Below are 20,668 nucleotides of genomic sequence, written 5' to 3'. Positions count from 1 at the left end.
TTGATTACTCCGCGCCAAAGATTGGTAGTTTAACAAGTTCTAATGTCGCTTGCTTACGCGCCATACGAATAACTTCTTTAACAGGTTTTAGGTATTCATCACCTAATTCTTTCCACTGTTTAGTGTTGTTATCCCATACCCATGCGTGTTTTAAGTCAAACGATTGAGCAACGTATGTGATACGACCAAGTTGGCCGAAATCAACGTTAATGCTCTTGCCATCAACTTCTAAAGTACCTTGTGAAGCAGCAACTAAAGAGCTGTATGCAGCTTCAATTGTGTATGCTTCTAATACTTGACGGAACTTCTCTGAAGTCGTTACAGAAGAAGAAACCATTGTTTCACGTAATCTTTCAACACGCGCCAAACGATTGTCACTGTTAAACGGAACGTCCGCTTTGATGAATTGCTCGAGCGTATCGATCATGCGATACATCAAAGGCACAACGTTTTGTTTTGTGTTGTCGATCGTAGCAATTTGACGGTCAAACGATTCAATTTGTGCATTTTGGTCAGCGACCAAACGTGCAACGTGATCGTTGTATACTTTCAATAGCTCAGATTCATCAACAACGCTACGGTACTCAGCTAATAGCTCTTGAGTTTGACCATATACATTGTCAATTTTAGTTTGAGACTTAACCGCAGCCGTTTGAATTTGTAGACCTGCTTTTTGCACGTCATTCAAAGGATCTGCAATCACATTGCTGCTTGCGAATGCAAAAGCGCCAACCAACGCAGTTGCTACAAGACTCTTTCTGATTTTAACAGACATAGTTCCCAACCAATTAAGTAATGTTACTTTTATAATTTAATTACCTCCCGAAGGAGACAACCCTGATATCTTTTAATAGATATCAACCCTCCAATAATGCTAAATGCAATGCATGCTGTCAACTTGATGTTTGGAATTAGATCGAAATAAATTAATTCAATCATTGCAAACTAAAACACAAAAAACAAAGGATTAACATAAATGCAACACCACTGAGTTTTCAGCTGGGATGAAAGCCGCTACCTAACAACAGTTCTACCGTCAGCCATGAAATACAAAACATAAATGTAACATTTTATGTGTAATCTAAGAGGGTTAAAAAAAGTTCATAATTATTTCGAATAAGCGTAATCATTCAGTAAAAAAGCCTTTTTATGCAGCCAAACCTAGGATATATCGCATATAAAAATTAGCAACTGGACCTTTTAAAGGAAAGCGTGGCGTATGATTAAGGCCTAAAGTAATACCCGTTTTCTCTGTAAGACTCAAAGAGTCACTGCCAGTGTTATCAAGATATTAGAAATAATCACATTAAACATGTTGAGGCGATATCCCCTGTTCCTATTTATACCGATTACTAACGTGCCGAACTTATGTATGAGCAATCAGAGGCAAAATAGCACTATCTAATTAAATACTAATTTAATTAAAAACATCATCTTTATTGGTGTTGAGTAGCTGACTAACTATATACAGTTGGTATAAAAAGTTTATTGAGGGACGCAAATATGTACACCGCTTGTATTGAGCAGCATTTGGTCTAGTGAAATAGCATTCAGAATTTAGTGTATATTTATTGAATTTAAAAAAGTAGCGGTAAAAGGTTTATTTTAAAAAAGAATTTGATGAGAGGAATTATGGTGAAACAGAGTCCTGTTTCACCAAGTTGAACCTAGGTTCACATAATAAAAATTATGCTAGTTCTACGTTCTCAGCTTCAGGGCCTTTTTGGCCTTGCTTGATGCCGAAAGACACTTGTTGGCCTTCGCTTAGAGTGCGAAAACCTGAGCCTGTAATAGCGCTGAAATGTACGAATACGTCAGGACCATTTTCTTGTTCAATAAAACCGAAGCCTTTAGCTTCGTTGAAGAACTTAACTTTACCAGTAACCGTGTTTGACATACCAAATTTTCCTGTAAGTCAATAATTAAAATTCAGCCAGATTGGCTATATCCTCCCTGAGTGAATGCCCAATAAATCGCTGGGATAAAGTACAGGAAGAAGTAATAACCATTAACCGGAAACCTTACACGCCGCACATTAACCAAAAAATTCAATACGCAAAAACTCAAAGCAAGTTAAGGTTAACACAATATAATTGTTTTAGCTCTATTAATTGAGAATTATTTTAATGCTTTTAACATCAACTCAATAAAACTGTTCAAGTGATTAATTTTAATACAAAAAGCACACCTTTCTTAGCTGTGCTTTACTGACTTTATGGTTATTTAATCAGCCAATCAATTGTGCTTTCGGCTTTAATTGGCACCACGTGATCATTTCCTAATGGGTAACTTGCTGGCACTGTCCATGGTTGCTTTAGAAGTGTAACTGTATCTGTATTACGTGCTAAACCATAAAAGTCTGGACCAAAATGACTTGCAAAGCCTTCTAGCTTATCAAGCGCACCGGCTTCTTCAAATGCTTCCGCGTATAACTCAAGTGCAGCATGAGCGGTGTATGCTCCGGCACACCCACATGCGGCTTCTTTTTTATCTTTATAATGCGGCGCGGAATCAGTACCTAAAAAGAACTTAGCACTGCCACTGGTCGCAGCACTAATAAGTGCTTGTTGGTGTGTATTACGTTTTAATATTGGTAAACAGTAATAATGTGGGCGGATCCCCCCCGCTAGCATATGATTGCGGTTATACAATAAATGATGTGCCGTAATGGTTGCAGCCACATTATCAGAGGCATTATTTACAAAATCAACGGCATCTTTCGTGGTGATATGTTCAAGCACAATTTTTAAATCTGGGAAGTCTTGTACCACATCAATTAAAATTGTCTCTAGAAATACTTTTTCACGATCGAATATATCAATCGATGAATCTGTCACTTCACCATGGATCAGCAATAACATACCAACTTCTTGCATGGCTTTTAATGCTGGGTAAATCTTTTTAATTGATGTTACACCAGAATCAGAATTTGTTGTCGCACCTGCTGGATACACTTTACCGGCAACGATTTTACCAGTGGCATGCGCTTTTTTGATTTCATCCGCGCTCGTGTTATCAGTTAGATAAAGCACCATCAGAGGCTCAAAATTTCCTTGTGGTCCAGCCGCCATAATACGGTCGCGATACGCTAAAGCCGTTTCAGTACAGGTTGCCGGAGGAACTAAGTTTGGCATAATAATAGCGCGTCCCATATAACGGCTAATATCACGCACTGTATCTTTTAATTGATCCCCATCACGTAAATGAACATGCCAATCATCTGGGCGAGTGATAGTTAACATTGACTGAGTGTCGAAGGCTTGCTTTGTCATTACTTGTTTCCTCGGCTGAATTTAGTTGATCATATGCATATGCCCTATCTGAGTAAAGATTTTATTGCGGTTTTTACTGATGCTTTTTATCAACGGATAGAATGAAAGCACTGAATCATCAATAGTTTGGCGTGCGTTTTCCTTTACGTACATATCTTGCTAGTTTTATTTATTCTTTGTCTAAACGTTAACATTCCGTTAATCTATAGATTCATTAATGACACAAGACGGTATATTCACGCGTGGCATATGCAGAATAAAGTAGAGTTATCTTCAGCGCTTGATGCTAAAACCGAGCAACTGAGTATTATTAATCAGTTTTCATCAAGCTTATTACAGTTAGATAAACTCGATGAGCTATTCAACTATGTCACCACTGAAGTAGTTAAACGGCTAGGTTTTGTTGATTGTGTTATTTATATTGCCGATGAAAGTGCTACAACCTTGCATGAAGTCGCATCAATGGGAGTGTCTCCTACTAATAGTAACTATGCCATAGAACGAAAAACCATCGCATTTAATCAAGGCATTACTGGTTATGTTGCTTCAACAGGCAGCGCAGTCATTATTGGTGATGTCAGTACTGATAGCCGTTATATCGCAGATGTACGCCCTGCAATGTCTGAACTATGCGTACCATTAGTTTATAAGCAGCAGGTTTTAGGAGTTATAGACTGCGAGCATCCGGTACGTAACTATTTTAGTGATGCCCATCTTGAAATTTTAACCACCGTAGCGCATTTGCTCAGTGCTAAAATAAATCAGGTCAACACCGTTGAAAACTTGCAACAAACGGTAAGCAAATTAAATGCAGCACAAAAGCTAGAAGGAACGCTTTTACAAATAGCAAATTTAACCTATCAAGCCAATGATTTGGATACTTTTTTAGAAGCATTGCATGGCATTATGACCAACTTGCTGCGCGCTGATAACTTTTTGGTAGGGCTATACAACAAAAATATCGATATTCTCGATATTGTTTACATTGTCGAGGAAGGAGTACGTTCAAATGCCCATAAAAAGATATCAAAAGAGCAACTAAAACATACTGCATCCTATTATCTTTTAAATTCCGAACAGCCTTTACTATTAAATAAAAAAGAATATCAACAACATATAAATGATGGCCACTTTAAAATGGTGGGTCGCCAGTCAGAATCTTGGCTTGGTGTACCATTTAAAGTAAGCGATCATATAAGCGGTGTGATCGTGGTACAAAGTTACGATAAAACTCACCATTATAATGATCATGACCGCACCCTACTGACGTATGTCAGCCGCCAAATTAGTATGGCCATCGACAGACAACTATCTCGCCAAGCACTGGAACATCGCGCTTTGCATGATGAATTAACTGGGCTTGCTAATCGCTCTTTACTAATTGACCGCATTAAGCACGGCATTTTACGGCTTACTCGAACACCCAAAGGGCGATATCATGCGTTGCTGTATCTAGATTTCGACCGCTTCAAAAGCATCAATGATTCATTAGGACATGAAGTGGGCGATCACTTTTTAATCGCCATTTGTAAGTTAATTAAAGGCACAATACGAAATACCGATACATTCGCACGACTAGGTGGTGATGAGTTTGCTATTTTTATGGAAAATATCAGTCGCAAAAACCAAGTTAACGACGCACTAAAACGGATTAAAAAAGTCCTCGCGGAGCCACTTAATATTGATGGCCATTTACTGCAAGCTTCGACCAGTATTGGCGTTGCATTTTGTGAAAACGAAAACGACAAAGCCTATCAGTTATTACAGCATGCCGATGCTGCAATGTACGAAGCTAAATCAACAGGCCGTGGCCAAGTAAGATTTTTTAATAACACCATGCGTAAAAAGCTCAAAAGCCACGCTGATATAGAAAATGATTTACAGCATGGCATTGAGCATAATGAGTTTGAGTTATATTATCAGCCGATCTTTGCTATACAACAATGTAACGTGGTCGGTTTTGAAGCACTCGTACGTTGGCATCACCCACGCAAAGGCTTTGTCTCACCTAATGATTTTATTTCAATAGCAGAACACACCGGGCAAATAATTAATCTCGACCTGCATTTATTAGATCTGGCAGGAAAACAAATAGCTGCGTGGCAACAACAAGGTAAACGTTTCTTACGTGTGACAGTGAATGTTTCCTCACGACATTTTGCAAGCATAGACTTTATCTCACAAATTCATGCTATTTATAATAAATATGAGCTAGCATTAGGCTCCTTATGTTTAGAGATCACCGAATCAGGTTTGATCGAAAACTTAGAATTAGCAACTAAGATAATTGAAGGGTTAGCGCCATTAAAAGTAAAGTTATGTTTAGATGATTTTGGCACGGGGTACTCTTCTTTGGGTTACTTACACCAACTGCCAATTCATGTGCTAAAAATTGATAAGAGCTTTATTGACCGCCTTAAAGACACCGCCACGCCATTGGTTGACGCCATTTTGTCATTGGCATCATCACTTAAGTTAGATGTTGTAGCCGAAGGAATTGAAACTCAAGAGCAACTCGCCATATTACAAAAAACTCAATGTGATTTTGGCCAAGGCTTCTTAAAAGCTAAACCCCTGCCCGCCGATCAAGCAATTTTATTGATTGATAAACCACTTTAACAACCATAAAAAAAGCCTTGATTAATCAAGGCTTTTTATAAATTAACAACTGGCAGGATCAGCCAACCAACCAATGTGCCATCAGGGCAATAACGGGTAACGTGATCAAGGTTCTGAGAATAAATATTACAAATAATTCAAATATATTGACTGGGATTTTACTACCCAATAAAAGCGCGCCCACTTCTGACATGTAAATCAACTGGGTTACACTCATTGCCGCAATAATAAAACGAGTAACATCACTTTCGATAGTGCCAGCAGCTAATATTGACGGAATAAACATATCCGCAAAGCCAACCATGATCGTTTGCGCAGCAGTTTCTGCTTCTGGGATTTGTAATAACTCTAAAAATGGGATGAACGGTTTGCCTAAATAAGCAAATATCGGCGTATATTCAGCAATAACTAATGCGAACGTGCCCACAGCCATAACCACAGGTAATACTGCAAACACCATATCTAATGCGTTGTGAATACCTTCTTTTATGGTACCAGCAAAGCCCGGTGAGTTTTTAGCTTTGTGCAGCGCTACATGTAGCGCATGTTTGAACACATTTTTGCCATGTGGCACGCGTTCTTTATGCTTATCGGGCTGACTTCCATCAATATATATATCTTTTTTAAAGCTCAATGGCGGTATACGTGGCACGATCAGCGCAGCAACAACCCCAGCTAAACAAACGGTTAAATAAAACGGGGCAAATAATTTTTCCAGCCCTACTTGGCCTAATACCACCAAACAAAAAGTAATTGATACCGCGGAGAACGTAGTACCGATAATCGCCGCTTCACGCTGAGTATAATGCTTTTCTTCATATTGGCGCGCGGTCATTAAAATACCCACACTGCCATCACCTAGCCACGAAGTTGCACAATCAACAGCACTTCGCCCTGGAACGCCAAATAACGGGCGCATTACTCTAGTTAATAACGTGCCTACTAACTCAAGCAAGCCAAAATTCAACAATAAAGGCAGTAATAAACCCGCTAAAATAAATACCGAAAATAACACCGGCAATAAATCTTTTAGCACTAAGCCACCGGTATTTCCTGATGTAATACCATCGAAAAGTGGAATTAAAAACTCTGGTAACGTCGATTTAAAATCCGGATTATTAATACTTAAAACCGTTAAGATAATAAACGCCATACCAAATAAGCGGATCACTAGCCAAAGCCAATGCACATCAAAAAGATGCTTTAAAATAGTAGATTTCATTAATACCGCAGGCTTAAAAGCCTTGAAAATCAATGATAAAACACCTGTAGTACAAATAATTAGAGTGATCAACGTATCGGCATACGATGTAATATGTGCTTGCACCGCTTTTGCCATAACAGCGATAGGAATAGTCATTGCCCCGTCCATTGGCACTGGAGTCATGAATAAGAGGACGCCAATCAATGAAGGAACTAAAAAATTAAACCATACCTTAAAGTCAAACTGCGGGTGAGAGGAAGCTAGATTAGACATTATTTTCAACCTGTAGAAACCACAAAAAGAGCAAAAGCTCTTTTTGTGGTGTTATTATTATTTATTATTAAATTTTAATACCGCGTTGGCGCAGAGCACTTTCTAACGCTTGTTGTAAGTCATTCATCGTACCAGGCTCTAACGTTGTGCCTTCATCGTCCATCCACGTTAAGCTAGTACCACCTTCTTTGGTGCGACTGACTAAGATTTGATATTGGCCGTTTTCAATCGGCAATTCAGCAAGTTCTTCACCCCAAATTGAATCCCAAACACTTGATTCAGGTTTGTTGTAATCAGCCGTGATCAAACCACGTTCTTGATCAATTTCAACTATCGTAAACGATAGGCGCTCAAGAAATCCTGAGAAACGATCAAATATTACAAAGTAATCCTGTTCAGTTACCAGTGCCGCATTGCCTTTATTATCAAAACCCATTTCCAGCGAAATAATGCCTTGTTGTTTACGTATTTCAACTTCAAGTTGACGATAGCGATAATCAAACTCAGCCACTACTTGGTTCAGTGCACGCACTTCTAGCTGCTGTTGTAAAACTGGTGTCAATGGCACATCTTTACTTTTATACTCAGCTAACTTAGCGCTTAATGAAGCTGTGCGTTGATGTGACTTTTCTTCAATAGTAAAAATAAAACGTTGCTCAGATACCGCAGTATCGCTATCCCATAACCAACCTTCTTCAGGTTTAATTATGGCATACCAGTCAGTTTCTATTGAACCTAATAACTTATCTTGTTTGATTGCCTTTGTTTGGTGTTCCGCTAACACAGCGTGCACAGAATCCCAAATAAACTCATCTAAATCGACAATACCATCGTTTTTATCAAAATAAACGCGTGCTTGTTTATCACCTTCTTCAACCCAACTGCCTTTTGCCACAGTTAATACTTGTGCTGGGGGACGATAGTTTGTTGAATCCGGATTATTGTCATATTCCGCCACATCCATTTTATAAATGGGGTCTAAAGCTGGCTGAGCCAATTGTCCTGGCACTTGTACCGGCTCACTGGCACGGTAATTACGTTTTTGATGCGCTTCGTCAGTGAACACACCACATCCTGACAAGCTAACCAATACGCTTACAGCAAGCGCTTTTGGGATCCAATACTGCACAGATAATTCTCCTTAGCATACCCTTAATTGTTTTAACAAATATATGAGTGGGTTATGCCGATTTGGTTCAGTGTAAAGTCAATATTAACTTTACGTATCTTGTTTTTATGCAAAACCCGTTACTTTGGGGTACGGCTAAACGTAAGTGTCAGCCTGTCAATATGCAAAATTTTAACTATGGTACTTTCCCATGCCACTAAAAACAAGAAACACTGTGCTTTAATAACAGCTTAATTATCTCGGCCTGTAGTTTAGCGATTGTTTTGTGTTAAACTTCGCCGCCGTGTGGTGGTAATTGCCGGCTTAGCTTACTCTGATTGTTATTAATAATATAACCTAGGTACTTGAATTCATGACTGCTTTTTCAAATCATCAGATCGTTTTAACTGCCATTGGCGATGATCGCCCTGGTATTGTCAGTGAATTAACCCAATTAGTCAGTGACTGTCACTGTAATATTATTGATAGTCGCATTGCCATCTTAGGCAATGAATTTACATTTATTATGCTGTTATCAGGTGATATGTCGGCAATCAGCCGCATTGAACACACCCTGCCCCTCAAAGGCATGGAGCTGGGCTTACTCACTATGATGAAGCGGACAGCCAGTCATACTCAAAGTGAATTTTGTGCTGGCTACACCCTCGAATATACAGGTATCGATACACCTGGCACGTTAAGTAAAGTTACCCGCTTTTTTGCCGACAACCACATTAGTATTTGTTCTTTAAAGTCAGATACCTATGACGAAGAAAAAGATACAAAAATGCGCTGTGAACTGGAGTTTAACATTCCTGTTGAGGTTGACATTGATACGTTTAAAGTCCAATTTGAAGATCTGTCGCGTACTCTAAACGTAGATTACATATTTCGACGCATTCGCTAAGGAGCAAAGCATGAACACAATTAATCCATTACAAGCCGGCGACAAAGCCCCCGCTTTTAGCTTACAAAACCAAGATGATGAAACAATCGTCCTTGCAGAGCTATTAAAAGAGCAGCAAGTATTAGTGTACTTTTATCCAAAAGCATCAACACCTGGTTGCACCGTGCAAGCTGAAAACTTACGTGATGAAAAAGCTGTGTTAGCACAGCTAAATACCCGCGTGGTTGGTATCAGCCCTGATCCGGTAAAAAAATTAAAGAACTTTGAAACCAAAAAAGAATTAAACTTTGACCTACTTTCAGACGAAGATCACGCGATTGCAGAAGCATTCGGCGTATGGGGCTACAAAAAGTTTATGGGTAAAGAGTACGACGGCATTCACCGTTTAAGCTTCTTGATCGGCCAAGACGGAACAATAAAGCACTTTTTCGATAAATTTAAAACCAAAGACCATCATCAAGTGGTGCTGGATTATTTGACTAAATAATCGGTGCTAGGTGCTACAGAGTTGAACTTAAGCGTTGCCGATTGGCAACGCTTTTTTTATGCACGAGAGTACGAAATAAAAGCGCACCTACAACATACTTGTAGTTGTTATTAAAAAACTACTTTTTTACATGACATCGCTAACGGTTTTACTATCAACAAATTGTTCAAAACTGATGATCTTACCCTCTTTGAGTATCCATAAATGGGCGACTCTGGCCTTAAAAAATTTGCCTGTGGCTTTATTGGTTCCGCTATAGCTACCATAAGCAAACACCTTGTCGCCAGCAGCAACATAGTCTTCTACCGCAAAATTATAACCATTCCATTCACTGCCTAACCGTACAAATACATTTTTTTCAATTTCATCAAAGCCTTGGTAGGTTCCGGCATATGGAAAACCAGCGGCTTCCGTCCATTGTGTTTCGTTTGTTATATAACGCTTGAGGTTTTTACCGTTTTCTTCTGAGGTCTTACCTTCATAAGTACTTTTTACAATATCAAGATTGGTCATCGATTTAGTCTCCAGATTAAAACTATTGTAATGTTCTAATGACGATATTTTGGCAGTGGTACTGCATGCTTGAAGCATAGCCAAAGCCATTACTATCGTGATTACTCGCTGAATTCCCCCCATGAAATGAAGCCTGTACAAAGAGTTGAACAGACCTTTCAAACTGCAAGCAGCTTGAAAAGCCATAAATAAATTTAAGCTGTAGTAATTAGCCCCAAGGCATCTCGCCCATAATAACTTTGGCACTTAACGCCAATACGCTATCGCCGCCAATATTTGGATAGCTTGCTTTCATTTTACTCATCAATTCACTTGAATTAGCTGAAGACTTGGCTGCAGCTTCAAAGTCTTGAATGTATTTGCGAGTAAAGTGCACCGCTTCAATAGTCAATGGCTTATCACCTAACATATGACCAGAGATCACAGTTTTAGGATGCAGCTGCTCAATAACATCAAGGGTTTTATACCAACTTTGACGTGATTCAGGTGTTTGCGTATCTGCTAAAAAAACATGCATGTTGTTAAATACCACAACACCACCCAACATAGTTTTAGTCGAAGGGATCCATACAAAAGTATGTTTTGGATCATGACCGTCAAGACCAACAATATTCACTTTTTCACCATCAACCAATAAGGTGTCGCCTTGCAATACTTCTGGCAAAACTAGTTTTTGCGGTGCGTTTTCTTTAAGAATTGGCCCCCAATAAGCCTTTTTAGGCGCCATTGACGCTTTAATATAATCTCGGGTTTTAGCAGTTGATAATACCTTAGCATCAGGATAGGTCTCGGTGATCACGTCTAAGCCAAAATAATAGTCAGGATCACCATGACTAATATAAATAGTGGTTAATTTTTTACCTGATTTTTTAATCAACTCAACCACTGATTGTGCATCATTGCGCTGAAATTGCGCATCAACTAAAATCGCTTCGGTTGGACCGCTGATCAACACCGAACTAACTGGGAACGTGCTTTTTTGTTGTGGATTAAACACACTGGTTTCAAGTGTTGCACTAACTGCATTGGCAGATACTGCCATCATTGTAGCAAGCGTGCTTGCCTGAATTAATTTAGATAAAAATGTCATAGTAGCCTCTAAAATGTCGCTCATTTAGCGAGTAAATTGGGTGTTTTTAAACGTGTAAAATTATTGGTTAATCAATCGTACTAATTAATTGTTTTACATAAGCTAACCACTGCTGTGGCTGACCGTAATAACGCGAGTGGTCTAATTTAGTAAATGCGCCATCGCCGTGCTCAAACGCAAGTGTTGGAAACCCACTACCGCCAACTAAATTCAACATCTGCCGCGCTTTAATTATTTGCTGCTGCGTTTTTTCGCCACTAAAAAGGTCAAACGCATTTAAAAAAGCCCTAGAGCTAGCACCAAGTTGAGTGGCTATGTTAGCTAAATTAGCTATATCAGACTGAGAACGGCCAAGTACAAATTGATCAACTTGCATTCTATGCAGCATGGCAACAGTATTAAGACCTAAAGATCCACCAGCTAGTAGCGCCGTGATCGGCGTATCTGAATCTAAAATTCGCTGCTTATCATCTAATAGCGTTTCATAATAAGTTGGACTAAATACTTGCCCCGTTAAACTCGTGATCCTGTTATCCATGGCGATTATTTGCTGATGAAAATCAGCTGATAACTGACGTTTATTAGCCCCTGAAAATAAGCCGCCGCCATACAGCTTAATATCTATTGTTGTTAATTGAGTGAGTTCATCAATCAGCGGTGCGACGGCATAACACCAACCACACTGCGGGTCCATAATGAAATGCAAGGTCTTCATTTTATTTTCCTGTCAGCAGTATTAAATTTATGAAACAAGTATAAATTGCAAATATGTTGCAATAAACATCACAACAGGCAATAGTTAATTGCATATATCGAACATATAGGAAATAAAATGGACAGGATCACCGCAGCTCAAGTCTTTGTTAGAATTGTCGAGCAAGGTAGTATGGTCAGCGCAGCGCATTCGTTAGATATGTCGCGCTCGATGGTAACTAGGTACTTAAGCGAAATGGAAAGTTGGGCGAATAGTCAGTTATTACATCGCTCTACGCGTAAACTCACGCTCACCGCCGCAGGTGAAAAAGCTTTTGTAAATTGTCTGTCGTTATTAGATTTAGCCAAACAAGTGTCTATCCCTTTAGAGCAAGATCATGTCGCACAACCTGAAGGGTCGATCCGTATTTCTTGCTCTCAATTTGTCGCCGCTAATTTATTGCCAGCAGTAATTGATCAGTTTTTAGATGAGTATCCCAAAGTACATATAGATATTCATATCAGTAACCAAGTAACTAATTTAGTTGAAGATAGAATCGATCTAGCAATACGTATTACCAACGACTTAGACCCCAATATCATTGCACGCCCGCTGGGTCGTTGCCGCTCAGTGTTATGCGCCACCGAAGATTACCTAAATCGTTTTGGTTACCCTGTTTACCCTGATGATTTGGCCAAACATAATTGCTTAATTTATTCTAATTTTGGAAAAAGTTTGTGGCATTTCAGCAAAGAAGAACTCGCGGTTGTTACTTCAGTCGCTGGCAACTTCAGTGCGAATGAATCAATGCTCTTACTTCAATCAGCACTCAAAGGACGCGGTATATCTTTACAACCTAAACATGCCGTACAACAGTTGATCAATGATAAAAAGCTGGTTCATGTGCTCCCCAACTATGAGCCAGCGTCCTTAGGTATTTACGCCATATACCGTTCTCGCAAACATCAATCTATCGCGATTAGAAAGTTACTCGAGCGCCTAATTGCGCATTTTGAAAAAACAGACACTTAAAAATATAAATAACTTAAAATTAATAAGCGCATAAATCAGCTAATGCTACTTAAACGCTCGTGGTATTGCTCAATCGTTTGATTCAAAAAGGTGAGCTCTGTTTTACTCAATTTTACATCTTGCAAATACTTTTTCGTCAATAACGTAGCTTTACACAGCTTATGCCAGCGTAGAATTATAGCTTTGTCATTAAGTCTATTTGCTTTTTATCATCAACTTAAGTGCTAAATGCGTGTGATTACTCATCACTGCATACGCACACACATCAATGCAACTACCTTACTTAGCCAATTTGAGTAGTTTATCTTCTACCCAGCCTCTGCGGTGCTCGTAGGACTGACCTGTAAAACGGTCTTCACCGCATAAAACAGTACGGCGTACACACAGGGAAATACAATGACCAAATTTTAGGCTGAGTGTCTTGCTTATTGTCTTGCTTATTGTTGAGTAAACCAAGACTTAGTAATTCAACTCTAGCGAATACCACTGAAGCGATAACCTCATTTACGCCACTAACCTTTGGTACTTATACTGCTTCGGTTAGTGTAACGGACTATGCAGGTAATACGGTTGTAAAACAGATTTTAATTGCTGTTTCTATGCATGATGTTAGCTGGCTTGGTAGTGTTAGCGGTCGTCTGGTTGATGCTTTAGGGCGCGGCCTTGCTAATGTCGATCTGTTTTCAAGTGAAGCAATAATAGACAGTTTATATTTCTCTACGGATGATAATGGCTATTATCAAGCAGTAATAGGCGTAGGAGCAGAGAAGAAATTTAACATTATGGGTTTAGCTCTCCATTTACATCTGCTACCGTTGTGAGAGAGCAGCAGGTAACTACCAACCACTTCACCATTGATTTAGGTACAAAAACAGCACTTATTAAGCAAAATGTCCGTATTGGTTTGACAGCTTGTGAAGGTTATAGCGGCCCTACTGAGCTTAAGCTTAAATTTAACTCATTAGATTTCACGTTAGAAGGGGGAGAATTAGATCAGTCCGTTTCTGACAATCAAACAATCACTATTGGCAAAACCAAAGATTTTTCAATACTTGCACCTTTTTTATATCGTGTAGAACCAGATGATTATCCTGTTATTTGGATAAAAAACACCGAAAAAGGAGATTATGATCATAAGGAAGAATGGCAATTAGATTTACGTGCTAACTCAAATGATGTTGTTGAGCACACATTTGAAATCTGTGACCAACTCACCCCATAATGATTAAATCTTGCTTGATAAACCTTTATCGAATTTTCAGCTTAGGTCGATTCAATTTATCTTAATCAGAAAAGCTTTTGTACTAGTACAGAAGCTTTTTTGAGTAGATATCACTGATTTTTAGTGAGACGTTCAAGCTCTATATCACCTAGATACACCAAGATTTTAGTATTGAATATCGCGAAGATAGCCCACCATTACCCGCTAATGAAACCTTTAAAATTAACAAAGGATCTTGTAGTGAATTGTCTTAGATGCAAATTAATCTGCTGCGCCATTTTGGCATTGCCGTGCGTTTTGTCAGCGGCTATTTCTATTTTGATATGGAAACCCCTTCGATGAACTGCACGCTTGGCAGAGGTTTTTTACCTGGTACAGGTTGGTTAGGTTTTAACCCCAACCATGGTATTTTGACTGATAATACCCACTTTGATGTCGCGTCCAGCGCCGCCCGAAAACACCATGCCTATTTATGGTGGTATACGGGGCAGCGCAACATCGCAATTAATCACCAACTTAAGTAAAAAAAAACGTCGATAACCTAAAGTCAGACTAATGCTAAGGCGACAAAAAGGGTGCTGTTTGGCTGGCCTTTGACTTAGCGACATTGGCCGGTGGTCCTTGAGCAACAATATTCCCACCTTCATCGCCCGCACCAGGACCAATATCAATGACCCAGTCGCTATGGCTCGCGACCTGCATATCGTGTTCAACCATGATTACGGTGTTACCTGCGTCTACCAGACCATTTAATTGCAACATCAACATAGCGACATCTGCGGGATGAAGGCCATTAGTTGGTTCATCGAGAATATACAAGGTGTCACCGCGTTGCGTTCGTTGCAACTCAGTAGCTAATTTTATCCGTTGCGCTTCACCGCCCGATAATTCGGTAGCAGGCTGACCAAGCCTTAAGTAGCCGAGCCCCACTTGCAACAAGGCATCCAAAGCGCGTGCTATTAAAGGCTCATCCATAAAAAATTCACGAGCTGTTTCGACGGTTAAATCAAGCACTTCAGCGATATTTTTATCTCGATAAGTAATATCGAGCGTTTCGTCATTGTAACGCTGCCCTTGACATACCTGACAAGGCGAATAAACACTAGGCAAAAACAACAATTCGACACTCACAAATCCTACGCCTTCACAATTCGAACAACGCCCCTTAGCTACATTAAACGAAAAGCGCCCTGCGTCGTAGCGCCTCGCTTTTGCTTTGGGTGTGGCGGCGAATAGCTTACGTACGTGGTCAAACAAACCGGTGTAAGTGGCAAGGTTTGAGCGTGGTGTGCGGCCAATAGCTTTCTGATCCACGGTCACTAAACGTCGGATGTGCTGTATGCCATCAACAATTTTACCGCTGGTGGCGATTTCTAATTCTTCCTCAAGTAAATCAGTCTCATCATTGGGTGCCTCGACGGTATTTTGCTGACCAAGGGCATCAGACACAAGCTCCACCAGCGCCTGACTGACTAAACTCGATTTTCCTGAACCCGATACACCGGTAACGCTAGTCATAAGCCCTAGCGGAAACTCAATGTCGATATTCTTCAGGTTGTTTCGCTTAACCTGAACTAATTTGAGCCAAGCATTCGGCTGTCTTGGCCTATGTGCTGCACTGTCATCTTTATTAAACACAAATCGACCAGTGTGAGACTCGGTTACCTCGCGCAAGCCCTCAAGCGGACCACTGTAAATAATTTCTCCGCCATGGGTTCCAGCATTGGGACCTACATCAACAATCCAATCTGCATGGCGAATAACGCTAACATCATGCTCTACCACAAATACTGAATTACCCGCTGCGATTAATTCATCTAAGGCACCTAGCAATGCTTGAGTATCAGCGGGATGCAGACCGGCTGAGGGTTCGTCTAATACGTAAACGACACCAAATAATTGAGAGCGGATCTGCGTTGCAAGGCGCAGGCGCTGTAGTTCGCCCGGAGATAACGTGGGCGTACCACGTTCAAGCGACAAATAACCCAAACCAAGTCGAGTAAGCGCTTCAACACGAGTAAGAATATCGCTGGCAATACGCTGTGCGACGATGGCTTTTTCTCGATTAGCGGTGTTATCAGCGGGTTTGTTATTAGCTGTATCCTTTAACCGCAACGCCAACTCAGTCAGCGTCAATTGCGACAATTCACCAATATCAAGTCCAGCAAATTTAACCGACAGTGACGCTTGTTTGAGTTTTTTACCCTGACATTCGGGGCATTGAGAAATCTGCATAAACTGCGATACCCGCTTTTTGGTGCGCGGGCTTTGCGTAGTAGCAAATGACTGCAAAATAAAACGCTTGGCGCTTGTATAGGTCCCCATGTAATTGGGCTTTTCCCCTTTATCAATTGCTTCTCGTATTTGGCTAATATTGTAGTCTCGATAAACCGGCACTTCAGGGGTTTCATCGGTAAACAAGATCCAATCCCGCGTTTTTTGTGGCAATTTTTTCCAAGGAGTATCAACTTCATAGCCCAATGCAATCAAAATACGCAATAAATTTTGCCCTTGCCATGCTGGCGGCCATGCCGCGATAGCGCGTTCCCTAATAGTCTTGCTGTCATCTGGTACCAACGACTTCTCTGTCACTTCAAATACACGACCTATGCCATGGCATCGCTCACAAGCGCCCTCTGGGGTATTTGGCGAGAAGCCGTCAGCGTAAAGTATATTTTGACCTGTTGGATATTGCCCTGCACGGGAATAAAGCATGCGCAAGCCATTAGAAATCGTGGTAACACTACCAACAGATGAACGCACCGATGGAGTTCCTCGCTGCTGTTGCAGTGCTACTGCTGGCGGTAACCCTTCGATTGAATCAACATCTGGCTCCTCTACTTGATCAATCAAGCGACGGGCATAAGGCGAAACAGAATCTAGGTAACGACGCTGAGATTCAGCAAACAAAGTGCCAAAGGCCAATGACGACTTTCCTGAGCCAGAAATACCAGTAAAAACCACCAAGGCATTACGGGGCAAATCAACATCGATGTTTTTTAAGTTGTGAACCCGTGCACCTCTAACTTGGATACATTCATCAGGCTCAATACGACTAGGTTTGTTTTTTTGTCGAACGATTGTTATCTCCTTTTTTGTAGCGTGTTGGCATAAAAAAACCACCTTACGATTTTATAGATATGGAGGTTGATGATAAATTAGCAAGGCTAAAATTATTCAGCATAATTGATTGGAATGAATTTATTTTGGCAGGATAAGTCAGGCTTGACTCCTTACCCAACGAAAGAGCCATAACAATTTACCGTGGGTGAATAATATCTATCAGATCACAGTAACCAACTCAATTAAAGGTTAAAAAACAATCAAGTTAATTGTGTAGAACCAGTTCCTAAATGAGTAATTCTACAGCCTGAACGCACGCCTAAACGGCGAGCAACTTATTGCGAGTCCAGCGGCCGCAGGCCGCGATGTTTAAGGAGCTTGTTATGTACCTATTCACTCATGAGCTTATAGGCAATTGGGTACTCATTTTTGTAAGAATCAGAATTCAAATGTTCAGCTAATGAGGCACAAGTATTTTCTTTTTCGGACTGACTCATTTTATTAAATAGAATGATCTTATTTCTTGAAACTTGCTTTGCCATTTCAAATAGCTGTTCACGCATATCTATTGGAGTTCTATCTAGCCCGTCAGTTAAATTAGCAACCACAGAACTATTTCGAGTCTTCCATTTATCAATAGCTTCTGAAAGTAGCGCTCCTTTTTCAGGTGCTTTCCGTTCGCACATGAACTTTATAACATCTACTTTTTTAAAGTAGCCATATATTATTCCAACTGCCTCTCCCTCATTTTCGGCATCTAACTCAGAGTTTGAGTGAGCAAAACTGGATATCATCGCAGCAAAAACAACTATAAATACTCTCATACTCAACCTAGGCACATAACGTTTAACATATGGGGATTTTAGGAGCGCTTTTTCAGCGAGTAAAATTCCCACCATGATATTTTTGTTAGCACTTAATTGCATATTTCCAATTATCTCTATTGGCATAAAAAACCCAAGTTAAATTTTGAGGGACAAGATACAACTCTAGTATTTCTGTAGATTTCTGAAATTCAAAAAATGACTCAATAGTGAATTGGAAAGAATCACTCAAACGCTTGGGTTCTCCTAACTTATGATAAATCCGCTCGAAAATCTCGAAAGCCCAAACTGATTCAGCATTTTTAAATTCAGGAGTGTCAGTAAATACTTTTGTAAATGCAGCTAAATCTAACCATTGTTCAGTTTCTGAATTTAAGCCTTTAACAATTTTCCAGGAACCATCTCGTAGATACAAATCATCGTTGAGTGAGGTATCAATAATGGAATCCAAGCTTAAAAAATTCACAGTTCTATCCTTGAGTGCTAACGCCAAGCTCACCTGCAGTTTTAGCGTTGAGCAATTGTGTAAAATTGAGCTACGCGACATACACAATTGAGCGTAGCAAAAAATGTCAGGTGCAGCCTTTTGATAAGTGCTTTCACCACCATTTGGGATACTCTTTAAATGTATTAGCCAGCCCCTTCTTGACCCGTGGAGCCAACAACAATATGGAGTTGATATTTGCTGCGCTTGACGACATGCGCTCATCTCTAGGATTTATTTCTAATTCTGTGGATGCATCCGACCCACGTACTGCAAATAAGACATAATCACTCATATCTCTAAGTGTTGCTTCTTGAATCTGACTTAATTCTTTCTCAAACCGATCAAGTTCATCCGTTTCAATCCAGACATGAGGATAGTTAAATTTCATGCTTTGGGAAAGAGGGTTGTCATCCGGTTTGGTTTTAAGTTCTATTTCAATAGAAAATGCAATAGAACTAGTTCGCCCCTCAATCTCTAGTGGCTCAAGAGACAGCCTGAATCCATCATTTGTATATTCGATAGCACTCATATTTTTTTAGACTAAACGCCTGAATAATGTGTGAGCTAGTTTGGCAGTTTTATTGCGCTGTTTGCAACTAAAAATGACAAACTAAAGAGAATCACTATTTATTCTCTTGTTAGGTACCGAAGTACACCTTAGCTTTATCGTACTTGAATAGATAAGCAATAAGCAAGCATGGAACTATTAAAGCAAAAGGTAAATAGATAAAACTATCGCCATTAGCGTTTGGAATGACAAAAGTTGCTAAAATAACAAAAGCATAAAACTGGCGGCAATATTGCCATTTTTTAATAAGTAAAATAGCGCTAGTAGGAAAAAACAAACCTATTAAAATTAAGTGAATACCCAAATCATTTTGCCAAATTTCATCAAAACCCATTGACTGACCTTTGTAGGAAAAATTCACATCAAAGCCAGGTATTACAGCCGACAGGAAAAACAAAAAGCAAAATAATCCGTGTGCTGTTATGAATTTCAATATTAGAGGCATAGATTTGAAATCTTCGACCACGATTAGGTACCTAACGAGGCTGTAGAATAACTCGTTTTTAATTTATTTTTATTGATGCATTAACCATAGCTGAGTTCCTATTTTGATTCAATCGGTTACTTCGATTTTACGTGAAATATAAAAAGAGGATTTACTGTTTCTTTAATGGGCGTTTTGGAAGGTATGACAGGTGTTTAAGTGGCTTATTTGGAGAGGTAGCAGCTTACCTTTATTAATGCATCGTGTTTTGCAGCTTTTCTATATTATGAACTAAGCAATACAGTTGCCATTGGGCATTCACTTTCGTTTGACCGCGTAAGGTCAATTTATTCATGCCTTTGTTAACTGTAATATTCCGCTGTTTATTTAAAGGAAAGCAGGCTCTATACAGCCAAGTCGTTTGCCATTCCGTCAATAAAAAGCTGCCGTCGCCCGATTGGGCAGTCTATTTTGACCTTCATTTTGTCGATATAGCTTAGCTTTTTACGCGATTCATTATTTTTAAACTGAACTTGCCGTCCTGTTTTTATAGGTGGCTTTCGCATACATTGCTGTTGCAGTGGGCATACCTTGCAATCTTTTAAGTAACCGCAGAATCGAGTGTATTTTTGGTTGTGGCTTCAGGCCAGCTTCGCTGTTAAAATTCATTCCCGATGAATTTTTCAGGGTCGGTAATATTACTTTTAATGGGCTTGCCTTTGCTGCCCGTTTTTTCCTCGTGGGTCGCTAAGAACGCCGTGATTTTATCTGCACTTTTATCCAGCTTTTCTTTTTGCTTTAAATCCTGTGTTATCAACTCTTCGCTCAGGCTATCTTGTGATTGGTGACGTTCGATAATACGTTTACTCGCGCGTTCTAGT

The 20,668-nt window shown here is 39.8% G+C and carries 20 protein-coding genes and 2 pseudogenes; 7 read left to right on the top strand and 15 right to left on the bottom strand.

Annotated elements, in window-relative coordinates; translation table 11 throughout:
• Positions 1–4: 4 nt before the first annotated feature.
• The 3 genes from H5200_RS12660 to pyrC form a co-directional block, all read right to left on the bottom strand.
• On the bottom strand, positions 5–775 hold the full coding sequence (locus H5200_RS12660) for a DUF3450 domain-containing protein (RefSeq protein WP_149982892.1): 771 nt from the start codon (positions 773–775) through the stop codon (positions 5–7).
• Between the two features lie 912 nt (positions 776–1,687).
• Positions 1,688–1,897: a cold-shock protein gene (locus H5200_RS12655; protein ID WP_145241558.1), complete on the bottom strand. Its 210-nt coding sequence runs from the start codon at positions 1,895–1,897 to the stop codon at positions 1,688–1,690.
• 322 nt (positions 1,898–2,219) lie between these two features.
• Positions 2,220–3,272 (bottom strand): dihydroorotase, encoded by a 1,053-nt coding sequence (pyrC, locus tag H5200_RS12650; RefSeq protein ID WP_182740019.1) that lies wholly within the window; start codon positions 3,270–3,272, stop codon positions 2,220–2,222.
• 249 nt (positions 3,273–3,521) lie between these two features.
• Here pyrC and H5200_RS12645 point away from each other — a divergent pair, with 249 nt between their 5' ends.
• Positions 3,522–5,891 carry an EAL domain-containing protein gene (locus H5200_RS12645; RefSeq protein ID WP_182761619.1) on the top strand — a complete coding sequence of 790 codons (2,370 nt, stop codon included), beginning with the start codon at positions 3,522–3,524 and terminating at the stop codon, positions 5,889–5,891.
• Between the two features lie 58 nt (positions 5,892–5,949).
• Here H5200_RS12645 and H5200_RS12640 read toward each other — a convergent pair whose 3' ends face one another.
• Both H5200_RS12640 and bamC read right to left on the bottom strand, forming a co-directional pair.
• Positions 5,950–7,368 (bottom strand): YjiH family protein, encoded by a 1,419-nt coding sequence (locus tag H5200_RS12640; RefSeq protein ID WP_149982889.1) that lies wholly within the window; start codon positions 7,366–7,368, stop codon positions 5,950–5,952.
• Between the two features lie 67 nt (positions 7,369–7,435).
• Positions 7,436–8,497, bottom strand: a complete 1,062-nt coding sequence (gene bamC / locus H5200_RS12635; RefSeq protein WP_182717927.1) for an outer membrane protein assembly factor BamC — start codon at positions 8,495–8,497, stop codon at positions 7,436–7,438.
• Between the two features lie 352 nt (positions 8,498–8,849).
• Between bamC and H5200_RS12630 the strand changes: the two genes are divergently transcribed.
• Together H5200_RS12630 and bcp are read left to right on the top strand one after the other, a co-directional pair.
• A complete protein-coding gene (locus H5200_RS12630; protein ID WP_145241549.1) occupies positions 8,850–9,383 on the top strand; it encodes a glycine cleavage system protein R in 534 nt (177 codons plus the stop codon).
• 10 nt (positions 9,384–9,393) lie between these two features.
• The gene (gene bcp, locus H5200_RS12625; RefSeq protein WP_145241547.1) at positions 9,394–9,870 is read left to right on the top strand and encodes a thioredoxin-dependent thiol peroxidase; all 477 of its coding nucleotides are present in this window, start codon (positions 9,394–9,396) and stop codon (positions 9,868–9,870) included.
• A gap of 126 nt (positions 9,871–9,996) precedes the next feature.
• On the opposite strand, the gene H5200_RS12620 is transcribed toward bcp, so the two are convergent.
• The 3 genes from H5200_RS12620 to H5200_RS12610 form a co-directional block, all read right to left on the bottom strand.
• The gene (locus H5200_RS12620; protein ID WP_310736243.1) at positions 9,997–10,629 is read right to left on the bottom strand and encodes a nuclear transport factor 2 family protein; all 633 of its coding nucleotides are present in this window, start codon (positions 10,627–10,629) and stop codon (positions 9,997–9,999) included.
• Positions 10,592–11,473, bottom strand: coding sequence for an MBL fold metallo-hydrolase (locus tag H5200_RS12615; protein ID WP_182761618.1), 882 nt, complete (start codon positions 11,471–11,473; stop codon positions 10,592–10,594). The genes H5200_RS12620 and H5200_RS12615 overlap by 38 nt, the downstream gene beginning before the upstream one ends.
• Before the next feature lie 67 nt (positions 11,474–11,540).
• Complete coding sequence (locus H5200_RS12610; RefSeq protein WP_182740021.1) at positions 11,541–12,188, bottom strand: DsbA family protein; 648 nt, start codon at positions 12,186–12,188, stop codon at positions 11,541–11,543.
• Positions 12,189–12,305: 117 nt separating this feature from the next.
• Between H5200_RS12610 and H5200_RS12605 the strand changes: the two genes are divergently transcribed.
• A complete protein-coding gene (locus tag H5200_RS12605; RefSeq protein WP_145241538.1) occupies positions 12,306–13,199 on the top strand; it encodes a LysR family transcriptional regulator in 894 nt (297 codons plus the stop codon).
• A 38-nt stretch (positions 13,200–13,237) separates the two neighbouring features.
• Here H5200_RS12605 and H5200_RS24045 read toward each other — a convergent pair.
• A pseudogene (locus tag H5200_RS24045) lies at positions 13,238–13,640 on the bottom strand (transposase); the annotation flags it as partial.
• 2 nt (positions 13,641–13,642) lie between these two features.
• Here H5200_RS24045 and H5200_RS12600 point away from each other — a divergent pair.
• From H5200_RS12600 to H5200_RS12590, 3 genes are all read left to right on the top strand, one after another.
• Entirely contained in the window at positions 13,643–14,020 is a 378-nt protein-coding gene (locus tag H5200_RS12600; protein ID WP_182761617.1) for a hypothetical protein, read from the top strand.
• Entirely contained in the window at positions 14,017–14,421 is a 405-nt protein-coding gene (locus H5200_RS12595; protein ID WP_182761616.1) for a hypothetical protein, read from the top strand. Before H5200_RS12600 ends, H5200_RS12595 begins: the two co-directional genes overlap by 4 nt.
• Positions 14,422–14,675: 254 nt before the next feature.
• Positions 14,676–14,945 carry a transglutaminase family protein gene (locus H5200_RS12590; RefSeq protein ID WP_182761615.1) on the top strand — a complete coding sequence of 90 codons (270 nt, stop codon included), beginning with the start codon at positions 14,676–14,678 and terminating at the stop codon, positions 14,943–14,945.
• 34 nt (positions 14,946–14,979) lie between these two features.
• Here the strand turns inward: H5200_RS12590 and H5200_RS12585 are convergent, their stop codons facing one another.
• From H5200_RS12585 to H5200_RS24455, 6 genes and pseudogenes are all read right to left on the bottom strand, one after another.
• A complete protein-coding gene (locus H5200_RS12585) occupies positions 14,980–17,508 on the bottom strand; it encodes an excinuclease ABC subunit UvrA (protein ID WP_182761627.1) in 2,529 nt (842 codons plus the stop codon).
• 365 nt (positions 17,509–17,873) lie between these two features.
• Positions 17,874–18,434, bottom strand: coding sequence for a hypothetical protein (locus tag H5200_RS12580; protein ID WP_246175612.1), 561 nt, complete (start codon positions 18,432–18,434; stop codon positions 17,874–17,876).
• Positions 18,394–18,774, bottom strand: coding sequence for a hypothetical protein (locus H5200_RS12575; RefSeq protein WP_149982881.1), 381 nt, complete (start codon positions 18,772–18,774; stop codon positions 18,394–18,396). The genes H5200_RS12580 and H5200_RS12575 overlap by 41 nt, the downstream gene beginning before the upstream one ends.
• 133 nt (positions 18,775–18,907) lie before the next feature.
• Positions 18,908–19,324, bottom strand: a complete 417-nt coding sequence (locus H5200_RS12570) for a hypothetical protein (RefSeq protein WP_145241528.1) — start codon at positions 19,322–19,324, stop codon at positions 18,908–18,910.
• A 109-nt stretch (positions 19,325–19,433) separates the two neighbouring features.
• The gene (locus H5200_RS12565; RefSeq protein WP_182719763.1) at positions 19,434–19,697 is read right to left on the bottom strand and encodes a hypothetical protein; all 264 of its coding nucleotides are present in this window, start codon (positions 19,695–19,697) and stop codon (positions 19,434–19,436) included.
• A gap of 343 nt (positions 19,698–20,040) precedes the next feature.
• Positions 20,041–20,668: pseudogene (locus H5200_RS24455) on the bottom strand (transposase); the annotation flags it as partial.

It is taken from the genome of Pseudoalteromonas sp. SG43-7 (genome assembly GCF_014164295.1).
GTDB classification, from domain to species: Bacteria; Pseudomonadota; Gammaproteobacteria; order Enterobacterales; family Alteromonadaceae; genus Pseudoalteromonas; species Pseudoalteromonas rhizosphaerae.
Note: the sequence above shows the minus strand (reverse complement) of the source record. Positions and strands in the feature narration are given on the sequence as shown.